A 13,375-nucleotide genomic window follows, 5' to 3' on the forward strand; every position below is an offset into this window, starting at 1 on the left:
TCTTGATTCAAATCAGAAAGCTGAGGCCGACGCAGAACAGCAAGGCTGCGAACAGGCGTTTCAAAAGACGCGGCGACAGCTTGTGCGCCAGGCGTGCGCCAAAACGCGCGAAAAACATACTGGTCACGGCAATGCCAACCAGCGCCGGTAGATATACGAAACCCAGGCTGTGGGGCGGCAAGTTTGGGTCGTGCCAGCCCAGCAGCATGAAGCTCAGCGCACTGGCCAAAGCGATTGGCAGACCGCAGGCCGATGAAGTTGCCACTGCCCTCTGCATCGGCAGGCCGCGCCAGGTCAGAAACGGCACGGTCAGCGAACCGCCACCAATGCCGAAGATCGCCGATGCCCAGCCGATCACCCCACCGGCACCGATCAGGGCTGGCTTGCCAGGCAGAGCACCACTGGCTTTGGGCTTGAGATCCAGAGCCATCTGCGCAGCGATGATCAAGGCGAACACGCCGATGATCTTTTGCAACTGCGGGCCCTGGATCAGCGAAGCGGTCTTGGCGCCGACGCCGGCTCCCAAGAGGATGCCGAGCGTCATCCAGGCGAATATCGGCCACTGCACCGCGCCCTTGCGATGGTGCTCGAGCACGGCGTTGATCGAGGTGAAGACGATGGTAGCCAGCGAAGTGCCGACTGCCAGATGTGTCAACACCGAGGCGTCGAAGCCTTGCAAGGTGAAGCTGAACACCAGCACCGGCACGATGATGATGCCGCCGCCCACGCCGAACAGCCCTGCCAATACCCCAGCACAGGCGCCCAACAGTAGATAGAGCACGAATTCCATTCGTCTTTCCCGAGAAAACAATCCGGCATGGTAACGGAAGCCGGGCACGGGGCTCTAGTGAACTCTGTGACAGGATGGCTCGATATCCGCGCAGCCGGTACAGTGGCCGAAAACACAGAGGCTCAACCGATGTGCCTGATCGTATTCGCCTGGCGCCCAGGGCATGCCCTGCCGCTGGTCGTCGCCGCCAACCGCGACGAATTCTATGCCCGCCCGGCCCAGGCCTTGGCGGCCTGGGAAGATGCACCTGGGGTGTACGCTGGGCGCGATTTGCAGGCCGGTGGCACATGGCTGGGTGTCGGCCCACAGGGGCGCTTTGCTGCGTTGACCAACATTCGCGACCCCGGGCAGGTGCCGGGGCCACGCTCGCGGGGCGAGTTGGTGGCGGCCTATCTGCAAGGCGAACTGGGAGTGCAGAGCTACCTCGACCGGGTTGCCAGCCGCAGCGGGCAGTATTCAGGTTTCAACCTGCTGGTAGGGGATGCCGATCATCTGGGCTACCTGAATGCCCGAGAAGTGGCGCCCCGCTTGCTGCAGGCCGGGGTTTACGGGCTTTCCAATGCCGGGCTGGATACGCCGTGGCCGAAACTCGTCAAAGCACGTACAGGGCTGCAGGGGCTGCTTGATACAGCCGACCCCCAGCGCCTGCTGACGTTACTGGCAGACCAAGAGCAGCCGCCGGACGCGGAACTACCGGAAACCGGCGTGGGGATCGCAACAGAGAAGTTGCTGTCGAGCGTATTCATCGCCAGCCAAACCTATGGCACACGGGCAAGCACGGTGTTGATCGCGGATGATCGAGGGAGAAGGCGGCTAGTGGAGCGCAGTTTCGGGCCCTTTGGTGGGCATCTCGGGGAAGTCAGCTTGCACGTGTGAGGCTGTTGGCGCCGGCCTCTTCACGGGCGTGGGCTCACAGGCAACGCGCCGTGTCTGAAGGCTGCGCTCGCCCTATGCAAGCAGGCGTGCCCGCGAAGCACCACCTCCGGTTAAAGAGGCTTGTTGGTCCCAGGCCCGATCATGCGCGCCAGGCCGAGGTTTTTCAGGGCCAGTTGCAGCGAACTGTGGATGACTTGCGGGTTGTCATGGCTCAAGGCCTCGGCCAGCAGCTCCTTGGCCTTACCCAGGTTCACCTGGCGCAGCATCCACTTCACCTTAGGCAAGTTGGTGGCGTTCATCGACAGGCTGTCGAAGCCCATGGCCATCAACAAAATGGCCGCCGCCGGGTCACCGGCCATTTCGCCGCAGATGCTCACAGGCTTACCCTCGCCATGGGCATCGCGCACCACGGTATTGAGCGCTTGCAGCACCGCCGGGTGCAGGTAGTCATAAAGGTCGGCGACCCGCGGGTTGTTGCGGTCCACCGCCAACAAGTACTGGGTCAGGTCGTTGGACCCAACCGACAGGAAGTCCACCTGCCGCGCCAGCTCCTTGGTCTGGTACACCGCCGCCGGGATTTCCACCATCACCCCAACTGGCGGCATCGGGACGTCGGTGCCTTCGTCGCGCACCTCGCCCCAGGCACGGTGAATCAGGTGCAGGGCTTCTTCCAGCTCGTGAATGCCGGAAATCATCGGCAGCAGTATGCGCAGGTTGTTCAGGCCCTCGCTGGCCTTGAGCATGGCGCGCGTCTGCACCAGAAAAATTTCCGGATGGTCGAGGGTGACACGAATGCCGCGCCAGCCAAGAAACGGGTTTTCTTCCTTGATGGGGAAGTAGGAAAGCGCCTTGTCGCCACCAATGTCGAGGGTACGCATGGTCACCGGCAGCGGGTGGAAGGCCGCCAGTTGCTCGCGGTAGATCGCCAACTGCTCCTTCTCGCTGGGGAAGCGCTGGTTGATCATGAACGGCACTTCGGTGCGGTACAGGCCAACCCCTTCGGCCCCGCGCTGCTGAGCACGGGCCACGTCAGCAAGCAAGCCGGTGTTGACCCAAAGCGGCATACGATGGCCGTCCGGGGTTACACACGGCAGTTCGCGCAAGGCATCAAGGCCCTGCGCCAGCTGGCGCTCTTCCTCGACCACGTCACTGTATTGCTTGCGCAGCACGTCGCTGGGGTTGGTGAACACCTCGCCCTTGTAGCCGTCGACGATCATCTCGATGCCGTCGACCTTCGAATACGGCAAGTCGACCAGACCCATCACCGTTGGAATGCCCATGGCACGGGCAAGGATGGCGACGTGGGAGTTGCCCGAGCCCAATACCGACACCAGGCCAACGAGCTTGCCTTCGGGCACTTCGCCGAGCATCGCCGGGGTCAGCTCTTCACTGACCAGGATGGTGTTGTCGGCATACACCAACGATTGCGCGCGCGCTTGTTGCAGATACGCCAGCAGACGACGCCCAAGGTCCTTGACGTCCGAGGCACGCTCGCGCAGGTAGTCGTCGTCCATCAGCTCGAAGCGGTTGACGTGCTCGCCGACCACCTGACGCAGAGCGCCCTGTGCCCACTGGCCAGTCTTGATCACTTCGATCACTTCACCACCCAGGGCGGCGTCTTCGAGCATCATCAGGTACACATCGAACAGCGCGCGCTCTTCCGGGCGTAGCTGGGTCGCCAGCTTGGCCGACAGCTTGCGCATGTCTTCACGCACGCCCTCCAGGGCATTTTGGAACAGCTTCAGCTCGGCATCGATATCCTCGACGGTCTTGTCTGGCACCACCTCCAGGTCAGCCGGTGGCAGCATCACCACGGCCCGACCGACCGCGGCGCCCGGCGAGCCCGGCACCCCGACGAAGCGTGCTTCCTGAATACCTTTGCCCTGGCGCCCCAGGCCACGGATCGAGCCGGTGGCCTCGGCATGGGCGATGACGCCAGCGAGCTGGGCACTCATGGTGACCAGGAAAGCTTCTTCGCCTTCGTCGAACTGACGGCGCTCTTTCTGCTGGATGACCAGTACACCGACGACGCGGCGGTGGTGGATGATCGGCGCACCGAGGAACGAGGCGAATCGCTCTTCACCGGTTTCGGCGAAATAGCGATAGCGTGGGTGGGCGGCAGCGTCTTCCAGGTTCAGCGGCTCTTCACGGGTACCGACCAGGCCAACCAGGCCCTCATTGGGTGCCATGCTGACTTTGCCGATGGAGCGCTTGTTCAGGCCTTCGGTGGCCATCAGCACGAAACGGTTGGTTTCCGGGTCGAGCAGGTACACCGAGCAGACCTGGCTGCCCATGGCCTCCTTGACGCGCAAGACAATGATCCCCAACGCCGTCTTGAGATCTTTGGCGGAGTTCACTTCCTGGACGATCTTGCGCAGCGTATTGAGCATGGCTCGGGGTCGAACTCCGTCGTCAGTCGCGCGTCAAAAGACGCGGTGCAAGCTCTTTCAGGGCTCGGCGGTAGACTTCACGCTTGAATGTCACCACCTGGCCCAACGGGTACCAATAGCTGACCCAACGCCAGCCGTCGAACTCAGGCTTGCCGGTCAGGTCCATCCGCACCCGTTGTTCATTGCTCACCAGGCGCAGCAAAAACCACTTTTGCTTCTGGCCAATGCACAGCGGTTGGCTGTGCGTGCGGACCAGCCGCTGGGGTAAACGATAACGCAACCAGCCGCGGGTGCAGGCAAGAATTTCCACATCATCGCGTTCAAGGCCAACTTCTTCGTTCAGCTCGCGGTACAGGGCATCTTCCGGCGACTCATCAGGGTTGATGCCACCCTGGGGAAATTGCCAGGCATCCTGGTTGATCCGTCGAGCCCATAGCACCTGCCCGGCATCATTCGTGAGAATGATTCCGACATTGGGGCGAAAACCATCCGGGTCGATCACGGCAGCAACCTCGCAAACGCATGTCACCGCATTGTTCCACAAAGCCTGCGAGCGCAGCAACGCGCCCGCCAAGCTTATCTGCAGCGCGGTGGTAACTACGTATTCTGTATTCTGCGGGCCGACTATGAAGGATTGAGCATTGATGCTCTGGCCGCTTGGCGAGTAAACCGGCTCCTACGGGCGCTGCAGCGCAGATATGCCTGCAGGAGCGGGTTTACCTGGGAAGAAACCGGCGGCCCGTCAGACGGGCTTGGCGCCCATCAGGCCCGCGATGGACAGCAAGCACACTCCACTGAACACGGCCAAGGCCAGGGTAAACCGCAGCCCCGTCACCTCAGCCTTGCGCAGGCGGTTGAGCCGTACCAGCAACCACCAAACGGCAAAGGCACCGAGGGTATATAGAACACTGGAGGCCAGCAGCCACGTCTGCCCCAGCGGCCAACCCACAAGATGCACCAGCCACCAGCCGGTGAACGGCATGCTCAGCAAGCAAACGCCCATTACCAGCCAGACGAACACCAGCGGCCGGCGCAGCAACTTGGCATAGGCTTGGGCGTCGCCGCGGCGGCGCGCACGCACGGTCCAGATCGCCAGGCCCAGGGCGCAGAGCAGCAACACTGCAGTAGCGGCGATGTGCAAGGCCTTGAGGGTAGTCAGGTGTTCCATGGGTTCACATCCTTGAGCGATAAGCCAAGCTTAGCCGCTCAACCCAGGAACAGCTTGTACGCCGGGTTGTCGGTTTCGTCCCAATACGGATAGCCAATCTTGGCCAGTGCCGCCGGCACCAGGTGACGCTCCTCCTCCGGCACCTGCAGGCCAGCGACCACCCGCCCGTCTGCCGCGCCATGGTTGCGGTAGTGGAACATCGAGATGTTCCAGCGCCCGCCCAGCTTGGTCAGGAAGTTGAACAGCGCCCCTGGGCGCTCAGGGAACTCGAAGCGCAGCACCATCTCGTCACTGGCACCCGCTGAGTGCCCACCGACCATATGGCGGATGTGCAGCTTGGCCAGCTCATTATCGGTCAGGTCGGTCACTGGGAAGCCCTGGTCGATCAGGTTCTGCACCAGCGCCGCTCGCGGGTCGTTTTCTGGATGGGTCTGCACGCCAACGAAGATGTGCGCCTCGTCGGAGGTATGCTTGCGGTAATTGAATTCGGTGATCTGGCGCTTGCCAATGGCCTCGCAAAAGGCTTTGAAGCTACCGGGGCGCTCAGGGATGGTCACGGCGATGATGGCTTCACGCTTCTCGCCAAGCTCGGCCCGCTCGGCCACGTGGCGCAGGCGATCGAAGTTGACATTGGCGCCGGAATCGATGGCCACCAGCGTCTGCCCGGTCACGCCCTTGAGTTCGACGTACTTTTTGATGCCCGCCACCCCCAACGCACCGGCAGGTTCGGTGATCGAGCGGGTATCGTCATAGATATCCTTGATAGCCGCACAGATTTCATCGGTGCTGACCGTCACCACCTCATCCACGTAATGGCGGCAGATATCGAAGGTGTGCTGGCCGATCTGCGCAACCGCCACGCCATCGGCGAACAGCCCCACCTGCGGCAGCACCACGCGCTCACCAGCAGCCATGGCAGCTTGCAGGCAGTTGGAGTCGTCCGGCTCCACGCCGATCACCTTGATTTCCGGGCGCAAGTACTTCACATAGGCCGCGATACCGGCAATCAGGCCACCGCCGCCCACTGGCACGAAGATCGCGTCCAGTTGCCCTGGGTGCTGACGGAGGATTTCCATCGCCACCGTGCCTTGCCCGGCAATCGTATGCGGGTCGTCGTAGGGATGGATGTAGACGAAGCCCTTTTCCTCGACCATTTTCAGCGAATAGGCAAGCGCCTCAGGGAAGGAGTCGCCATGCAGCACTACCTTGCCGCCGCGCGAGCGTACACCTTCAACCTTGATTTCAGGGGTGGTCTTGGGCATCACGATGGTGGCTTTGATGCCCAGCTCACGGGCCGCCAAAGCCAGGCCTTGGGCATGGTTGCCAGCCGAGGCGGTGACCACGCCACGGGCCAGTTCTTGCGGGGTGAGCTGCGCCAGCTTGTTGTACGCGCCACGGATCTTGAACGAGAACACCGGCTGCAGGTCTTCGCGCTTGAGCAGAATCTGGTTGCCCAGGCGTTTGCTCAACTGCCCAGCGCTGTGCAGGGGTGTTTCCACAGCGACGTCGTAGACGCGCGAGGTGAGGATCTTCTTGACGTACTGTTCGAGCATCGGAGCATCACTGGCCGCGGGACAAGGCCTGCGAGTCTACCCCAGCGCTACGTCGGGCGACCACAGCAAAGCCGCCCGAGCCGTTATACTAGGCTCCTTTCATTACCGCCCCCGCCCCCTCTCGGAGCCCGCATGACCCAGGACCAACTCAAACAGGCCGTCGCCCAGGCCGCTGTCGACTTCATTCTGCCGAAGCTGGATGAAAAAAGCGTCGTCGGCGTCGGCACCGGTTCGACCGCCAACTTCTTCATCGACGCCCTGGCCCAGCACAAGAGCGCATTCGATGGCGCGGTGGCCAGCTCCGAGGCCACGGCCCAACGTCTGAAAGGCCATGGCATCCCGGTCTACGAGCTGAACAGCGTCAGCGAGTTGGAGTTTTATGTCGACGGTGCCGACGAGAGCGATGCCCACCTGAACCTGATCAAAGGTGGCGGCGCGGCCCTGACCCGCGAGAAAATCGTAGCGGCGGTGGCCAAGACCTTCATCTGCATCGCCGACGGCAGCAAGCTTGTTCCAGTGCTGGGTGCCTTCCCGCTGCCGGTCGAGGTAATCCCCATGGCGCGCAGCCATGTGGCCCGTCAGTTGGTCAAGCTCGGCGGCGACCCTGTGTACCGTGAGGGCGTTGTAACCGACAATGGCAACGTCATCCTCGACGTGCACAACCTGCAAATCACCAACCCAGTAGAGCTCGAAGCCCAGATCAACGCCATCGTCGGCGTGGTGACCAACGGCCTGTTCGCCGCGCGCCCGGCAGACCTGCTGCTGCTGGGTACTGCCGAAGGAGTGAAGACGCTCAAGGCCGATTAACCGCTGAGCGTATGTCTTCGCTATCCGTTGCCGGCCGCTTCACGGCATAAGCCGCTCCTACACGCTAGTGCTCGCCTCTGACGCACTACATAGAGGGGCGGCTCTACCCGCAAAAAGGCCCGAACAGGCAATCAGTCAGCGGGCTGCTTGAACACGTAAAAGAGGTTCGGCTCGCTGACCAGGTACAAAGTGCCGGCCTCGTCCATGGCAATTCCCTCAGCCTGAGGCACTGATGCCTTCAGCCCCTGCAGCCCCCTATGCAAAGACAGCGTACTTAGCGGCTGACCATGGGCATCGAGCTCAAGCACCAGGCGCGATTCGTCCGAGAGCGCCAGTAGGTGGCCACTGCGCTCATCGAACTGCAAGCTGGAAAGGTCGCGCACGAACAACCGCGCATCACGCTTGCGGTCCTGCACCACATGCACCGCATAAGGGCGCTCCGGGTTCTGATGCGGAAAGCCATGTATCTCATAGATGAGCATGGGGTCGCGTTCCTTGGCCACGAACAAGCGCTGGCCTGCAGAATCGTACGCCAGCCCCTCAAAGCCCTTGTTGCCATTGAGGCCGATTCCCAGGCTCATCTGTTCGGCATCGGCCGCATCCAGAAACGGCGTGTCATCGTCAAGGCGCACCCGGATCAACCGCTGCTGGCGCTCATCGGAGATCACGTAGCTGCCAGGCCCTACATACTCCACGGCCTCGGGATCACCAAAGCCGGTCAACGGCACGCGGCGCAGAATACGCCCCTCCAGCGACAGTTCGAGCAGCTCCGAACGGGCATTGGTTACGGTGAACAGGGTTTTACGGTCAGGGTCGTAGGTCAGAGCTGAAATATCGTCGTCCAACCCCTCGATTGGCTGCGCTTCCACGGCCACTTGGTAGCGATCCAAGCGCATGCCCTGCTCAGGCGGCTGCCACCAGCTTTTTACGTTGAACCAGCCGCGCTCGAACAGGCGCAACTCCTGGGCAGCCAAGCCCAAGATCAGCAGCCCAGCAAGCAGAAGGATCACTGACAGATGAAAAAGGCGACGCATGGCAAGAGTCTCGACGGGGTAGTTGCGGATCAAACCATGGACGACTGAAGCGAAGCTTAATGTAGGAAGATTCCAGCTTCATTGCTGTTTTTTCTTGAACCGATAGAACAGGTTCGGCTCGCTGACCATATACAGGTCGCCCTGATCATCCATGGTCACGCCTTCGGCACGCGGGATGGTGCTTTGCAGGCCGTTGAAGCCCCCCAGCAGCGTCATGAAACTTACCTGCCGAGCTTGTTCATCGAGTTCCAAAAGCATGTTCGAGTCAGCCGACAGCACGAGCAGGTGGCCCGTACGTGGGTCGACGGCCAAGGCTGACAGGTTGCGCAAATCGAGGTCATCGCTGGCCAGCACCTGCTTTTGGCCCTTGAGTGGGCTACGCCCGTCGCTATTCCAGGTGTAGAGCTTCGGCGGGCGTTCCTCGCCGATCACCAGGCGTTGGCGCATAGGGTCCCAGGCGATACCTTCGAAGCCTTTGTTGCTCTTGACCGACTCACCCAGGTCATAACTGGGAAAATCAGCGTGGTTCAACGAAACGGTCTGTGCATCGACCTTGACCACGGTCAGATCGTGCTGACGCTCATCGGTGATTGCGATGCCGCCATCTTCCAACACGGCAACGCCTTCCGGGTTGCTCCAGCCTGCCAGTGGGATCTTGCGCAGCACATCCCCTTCGAGGCTTAGCTCGACCAGAAACGGGTTCTTGCCCATCACTGCGAACAGCGTGCGGGTGTGCGGGCTGTAGGCCACGTCCGAAGCTTCGTCGTCCTCCATACCGGGCAACACCTTGGCATCGATGTCCACTCGATAGTTCGGCAGCCACACGCTTTCGCTGCGCTCGGCACTGGTTTCAAAGCGCTCTTTGACCCATAGCATGCCGCGGTCGTCCCAGTGCATAGCCACCGCCACGCCATAGCCAATCACCGCAGCAACCGCCACGGCGAAGGGCCAGCGGAGGTAGAAACGGCGCTTGGAGGGGGCGCTGGTGCTGACGGGTGTAGGCATTCGAAGGTCCTGCAGACAGAGGCGAAGATCCGCGCATTATCCGGATGGGGTGTGAAAAAACAGTAAACGGCGCGGGCCTCTTCGCGGCTGCGGCCGCCCCCACAAGTTTGATGTCACCCAAGATGAGACCCTAGTGGGAGCGGGCTCAGCCGCGAACGAGGTGATGAGGCCTTGCGTCAGAGCACGCGGCTCTCGAAACGGCAAACACCTGGCAGTTCCAGCACCAGTTCGTCACCCACATTGAATGGCCCGACACCGGCCGGGGTACCGGTCAGGATCACATCACCCGCCTGCAGCGAGAACTGCGCCGCCATGTGCTGGATGATCGGCACGATCGGGTTGAGCATCATCTTGCTGTTACCGTCCTGGCGCACTTCACCGTTGATGGTCAGGCGCACGGGAATATCGGTCACGTCTTCAAAGGATGCCGCAGAAACGAACGGTGGTAACACGCAGGCGCCGTCGAAGCTTTTGCACAACTCCCAAGGCAGGCCCTTTTCCTTGAGCTTGGCCTGCACGTCGCGCAGAGTCAGGTCCAGGGCTGGGGCGTATCCGGAGATGGCATCCATCACCTCTTCCTGAGAGGCGTTGGACGACAACGGCTTGCCCAACAGCACGGCGATTTCGGCCTCGTAGTGCACCGAGCCACGGTCGGTCGGGATCTTGAAGCCGCCCTCCAGGGGCACCACGCAGCTGCCCGGTTTGATGAACAGTAGCGGCTCGCTTGGGATGGGGTTATCCAGTTCCTTGGCATGCTCGGCGTAGTTGCGGCCGATGCATACCACTTTGCCCAGCGGGAAATGGATGCGCGTGCCGTCTACGTACTGGTGCTGGTAACTCATGGCCGACTCCTTTGATCACTGCTTTTATTCAGGAGCGAAGATCTTACCCGGATTCATGATGCCGTTAGGGTCGAAGACGGCCTTGATTGCCTTCATGCAGGCAATTTCATGGGCCGAACGGCTGTAACTGAGGTAGTCGCGCTTGGTCATGCCCACACCGTGCTCGGCCGAGATCGAGCCGTTGTAGCGCTGGACGATCTCGAACACCCACTTGTTGACCTTGGTGCACGAGGCAAAGAAGTCATCCTTACTCATGTGCTCGGGCTTGAGGATGTTCAGGTGCAGGTTGCCATCGCCGATGTGGCCGTACCAGACCACTTCGTAGTCAGGGTAATGCTCGCTGACGATGGCATCGATATCGCGCAAAAACGCAGGAACCTTGGAAACGGTCACGGAAATATCGTTTTTGTACGGCGTCCAGTGAGAGATGGTCTCGGACAGGTATTCGCGCAGTTTCCACAGGTTCTTGAGCTGGGTTTCGCTCTGGCTCATGACCCCATCGAGCACCCAGCCTTGCTCCACACAGTGCTCGAAGGTGGCCAGCGCCTGATTGGCCACCTCCTCGGTACTGGCCTCGAATTCAAGCAAAGCATAGAACGGGCAGTCTGTGGCGAAAGGAGCCGGCACATCACCACGGGCCATGATCTTGGCCAGACCCTTGTCGGAGAAGAACTCGAAGGCGGTCAGATCGAGCTTGCCCTGAAAGGCATGCAACACCGGCATGATCGAGTCGAAATCAGGGGTGCCCAGCACCATGGCGGTAAGGTTGCGCGGGGCTCGGTCCAGGCGCATGGTCGCTTCGACGACGAAACCCAAGGTGCCTTCGGCGCCAATGAATAACTGACGTAGATCGTAGCCGGTGGCGTTTTTGATCAGGTCCTTGTTCAGCTCCAGCAGCTCACCAGTGCCGGTGACCACCTTCAGACCAGCTACCCAGTTGCGGGTCATGCCGTAGCGAATGACCTTGATACCGCCGGCATTGGTTCCGATGTTGCCGCCAATCTGACTGGAGCCACTGGAAGCGAAATCCACCGGGTAATAAAGGCCCTGCTCGTGGGCAAAGTCTTGCAACTGCCGAGTGATGACGCCTGGCTGGCATACCACGGTACGGTCGAAGGCATTGAAGCTCAGTATCTGGTTCATGTAGTCGAAGGCGACGACCACTTCGCCATTGGCGGCCACGGCACCGGCCGACAGACCGGTACGCCCGCCGGAGGGCACCAGGGCAACCCGATGCTGATTGGCCCAACGCACGATGGCCTGCACTTGTTCAACCGTCTTGGGCAGCACGATGGCGGTGGGTGCAGGCGGGTAGTGCTTGGTCCAGTCCTTGCCGTAGGCCTGGAGCGAAGCCGGGTCGGTCAGGACCTTGCCAGGGTCGACAAGGGTCATCAGTTCTTCAATTACCGCAGAGTGGGTCATCGCTGGAACTCTCGACTTATTCATAGTCACCCTGAGCACTCTTCACCTGTCGGGATAAGCTCAGATTGGGTCGCGTATGCTAGCATAGCGCTCCCGCTGTTCATGCTATGGCTGCCCTGGCGCCTGGCATCAGTCCTCGCCATTTTTTCTCCGGGATACAGGTTTACGCAGATGAGCAAGACTTCTCTCGACAAGAGCAAGATCCGGTTCCTTCTTCTTGAAGGTGTGCACCAGAACGCGGTCGATACCCTCAAGGCCGCCGGCTACACCAACATCGAATACCTCACAGGTTCCCTGCCGGATGCCGAGCTGAAGGAAAAGATCGCCGACGCCCACTTCATCGGCATCCGTTCGCGCACTCAACTGACCGAAGAAATCTTCGACTGTGCCAAGAAACTGGTCGCCGTCGGCTGCTTCTGCATCGGCACCAACCAGGTTGACCTGGCCGCAGCCCGCGAGCGTGGTATCGCCGTATTCAACGCCCCCTATTCCAACACCCGCTCGGTGGCCGAACTGGTGCTGGCCGAGGCGATCCTGCTGCTGCGTGGCATCCCGGAGAAAAACGCATCCTGCCACCGTGGCGGCTGGATCAAAAGCGCGGCCAACTCGTTCGAGATCCGTGGCAAGAAACTGGGCATCGTCGGCTATGGCTCGATCGGTACTCAACTGTCGGTTCTGGCAGAAAACCTTGGCATGCAGGTCTATTTCTACGACCCGCTGACCAAGCTGCCACTGGGCAACGCCGTACAGGTCGCCAGCCTCAACGAACTGCTGGGCCTGGCCGACATCGTTTCGCTGCACGTGCCTGAGTTGCCATCCACCCAGTGGATGATTGGCGAGAAGGAAATCCGTGCGATGAAAAAAGGCGCGATTCTGATCAACGCTGCTCGCGGTACCGTGGTCGAGCTGGATCACTTGGCGGCCGCCATCAAGGACAAGCACCTGATCGGCGCCGCCATCGACGTGTTCCCAGTGGAGCCACGCTCCAACGACGAAGAATTCGAAAGCCCTCTGCGTGGCCTGGACAACGTCATCCTCACCCCGCACATCGGTGGTTCCACTGCCGAAGCACAGGCCAATATCGGCCTGGAAGTGGCCGAGAAGCTGGTCAAGTACAGCGACAACGGCACCTCCATCTCGTCGGTCAACTTCCCTGAAGTGGCGCTGCCGGCCCACCCAGGCAAGCACCGCCTGCTGCACATCCACGAGAACATTCCGGGCGTGCTCAGCGAGATCAACAAGGTCTTCGCCGAGAACGGCATCAACATTTCCGGCCAGTTCCTGCAAACCAACGAGAAAGTTGGTTACGTGGTGATCGACGTTGACGCCGAGTACTCCGACCTGGCGCAGGAAAAACTGCAACAGGTCAAAGGGACCATTCGCTCGCGCGTACTGTTCTAAGCCAGGCAAGACAATGGGGGCTGCGCTGCGGCCCTTCGCGGGTACATCCGCGAGGGGCCGTGACGCAGCCCTTTTCTTTGCCTGCCA

Annotated in this window: 12 protein-coding genes; 3 read left to right on the top strand and 9 right to left on the bottom strand. The window is 61.1% G+C overall.

All coding sequences use genetic code 11. From position 1 onward, the window contains the following. Positions 1–7 precede the first annotated feature (7 nt). Positions 8–790 (bottom strand): sulfite exporter TauE/SafE family protein, encoded by a 783-nt coding sequence (locus J5M56_RS20415; RefSeq protein ID WP_207937642.1) that lies wholly within the window; start codon positions 788–790, stop codon positions 8–10. Positions 791–919: 129 nt separating this feature from the next. On the opposite strand from J5M56_RS20415, the gene J5M56_RS20420 reads away from it, so the two are divergent. Next, positions 920–1,666, top strand: coding sequence for an NRDE family protein (locus J5M56_RS20420; protein ID WP_207937643.1), 747 nt, complete (start codon positions 920–922; stop codon positions 1,664–1,666). A gap of 110 nt (positions 1,667–1,776) precedes the next feature. Here the strand turns inward: J5M56_RS20420 and ptsP are convergent, their stop codons facing one another. The 4 genes from ptsP to ilvA form a co-directional block, all read right to left on the bottom strand. Further along, positions 1,777–4,056: a phosphoenolpyruvate--protein phosphotransferase gene (gene ptsP, locus J5M56_RS20425; protein ID WP_186476239.1), complete on the bottom strand. Its 2,280-nt coding sequence runs from the start codon at positions 4,054–4,056 to the stop codon at positions 1,777–1,779. Between the two features lie 22 nt (positions 4,057–4,078). Continuing rightward, positions 4,079–4,558 carry an RNA pyrophosphohydrolase gene (locus J5M56_RS20430; RefSeq protein WP_060479637.1) on the bottom strand — a complete coding sequence of 160 codons (480 nt, stop codon included), beginning with the start codon at positions 4,556–4,558 and terminating at the stop codon, positions 4,079–4,081. A gap of 240 nt (positions 4,559–4,798) precedes the next feature. Further along, positions 4,799–5,224, bottom strand: coding sequence for a DUF2269 domain-containing protein (locus J5M56_RS20435; protein ID WP_207937644.1), 426 nt, complete (start codon positions 5,222–5,224; stop codon positions 4,799–4,801). Positions 5,225–5,262: 38 nt separating this feature from the next. Further along, a complete protein-coding gene (gene ilvA / locus J5M56_RS20440; RefSeq protein ID WP_207937645.1) occupies positions 5,263–6,777 on the bottom strand; it encodes a threonine ammonia-lyase, biosynthetic in 1,515 nt (504 codons plus the stop codon). Between the two features lie 132 nt (positions 6,778–6,909). On the opposite strand from ilvA, the gene rpiA reads away from it, so the two are divergent. Further along, positions 6,910–7,584 (top strand): ribose-5-phosphate isomerase RpiA, encoded by a 675-nt coding sequence (gene rpiA / locus J5M56_RS20445; protein WP_186476236.1) that lies wholly within the window; start codon positions 6,910–6,912, stop codon positions 7,582–7,584. Between the two features lie 131 nt (positions 7,585–7,715). Here rpiA and J5M56_RS20450 read toward each other — a convergent pair whose 3' ends face one another. The 4 genes from J5M56_RS20450 to J5M56_RS20465 all read right to left on the bottom strand — a co-directional run bounded on the left by J5M56_RS20450 (position 7,716) and on the right by J5M56_RS20465 (position 11,887). Then, complete coding sequence (locus tag J5M56_RS20450) at positions 7,716–8,618, bottom strand: SdiA-regulated domain-containing protein (RefSeq protein WP_060479618.1); 903 nt, start codon at positions 8,616–8,618, stop codon at positions 7,716–7,718. 78 nt (positions 8,619–8,696) lie between these two features. Beyond that, positions 8,697–9,623: an SdiA-regulated domain-containing protein gene (locus J5M56_RS20455; protein ID WP_207937646.1), complete on the bottom strand. Its 927-nt coding sequence runs from the start codon at positions 9,621–9,623 to the stop codon at positions 8,697–8,699. Between the two features lie 176 nt (positions 9,624–9,799). Beyond that, positions 9,800–10,465: a fumarylacetoacetate hydrolase family protein gene (locus tag J5M56_RS20460; RefSeq protein ID WP_060479616.1), complete on the bottom strand. Its 666-nt coding sequence runs from the start codon at positions 10,463–10,465 to the stop codon at positions 9,800–9,802. Positions 10,466–10,489: 24 nt separating this feature from the next. After that, entirely contained in the window at positions 10,490–11,887 is a 1,398-nt protein-coding gene (locus J5M56_RS20465) for an FAD-binding oxidoreductase (protein WP_207937647.1), read from the bottom strand. 171 nt (positions 11,888–12,058) lie between these two features. Here J5M56_RS20465 and serA point away from each other — a divergent pair, with 171 nt between their 5' ends. Continuing rightward, a complete protein-coding gene (gene serA / locus J5M56_RS20470) occupies positions 12,059–13,288 on the top strand; it encodes a phosphoglycerate dehydrogenase (protein ID WP_060479614.1) in 1,230 nt (409 codons plus the stop codon). The last annotated feature ends 87 nt before the right edge of the window (positions 13,289–13,375 follow it).

The sequence above is a fragment of the Pseudomonas sp. 51_B genome (assembly GCF_017491595.1).
Taxonomy (GTDB): domain Bacteria; phylum Pseudomonadota; class Gammaproteobacteria; order Pseudomonadales; family Pseudomonadaceae; genus Aquipseudomonas; species Aquipseudomonas promysalinigenes.

Excerpts from the sequence above, each read along its gene's own strand:
- rpiA (WP_186476236.1), top strand. The coding sequence starts at position 6,910 with ATGACCCAGGACCAACTCAAACAGGCCGTCGCCCAGGCCGCTGTCGAC.
- J5M56_RS20420 (WP_207937643.1), top strand. The coding sequence starts at position 920 with ATGTGCCTGATCGTATTCGCCTGGCGCCCAGGGCATGCCCTGCCGCTG.
- J5M56_RS20460 (WP_060479616.1), bottom strand. The coding sequence starts at position 10,465 with ATGAGTTACCAGCACCAGTACGTAGACGGCACGCGCATCCATTTCCCG.
- J5M56_RS20465 (WP_207937647.1), bottom strand. The coding sequence starts at position 11,887 with ATGACCCACTCTGCGGTAATTGAAGAACTGATGACCCTTGTCGACCCT.
- J5M56_RS20435 (WP_207937644.1), bottom strand. The coding sequence starts at position 5,224 with ATGGAACACCTGACTACCCTCAAGGCCTTGCACATCGCCGCTACTGCA.
- ilvA (WP_207937645.1), bottom strand. The coding sequence starts at position 6,777 with ATGCTCGAACAGTACGTCAAGAAGATCCTCACCTCGCGCGTCTACGAC.
- serA (WP_060479614.1), top strand. The coding sequence starts at position 12,059 with ATGAGCAAGACTTCTCTCGACAAGAGCAAGATCCGGTTCCTTCTTCTT.
- ptsP (WP_186476239.1), bottom strand. The coding sequence starts at position 4,056 with ATGCTCAATACGCTGCGCAAGATCGTCCAGGAAGTGAACTCCGCCAAA.
- J5M56_RS20450 (WP_060479618.1), bottom strand. The coding sequence starts at position 8,618 with ATGCGTCGCCTTTTTCATCTGTCAGTGATCCTTCTGCTTGCTGGGCTG.
- J5M56_RS20415 (WP_207937642.1), bottom strand. The coding sequence starts at position 790 with ATGGAATTCGTGCTCTATCTACTGTTGGGCGCCTGTGCTGGGGTATTG.
- J5M56_RS20455 (WP_207937646.1), bottom strand. The coding sequence starts at position 9,623 with ATGCCTACACCCGTCAGCACCAGCGCCCCCTCCAAGCGCCGTTTCTAC.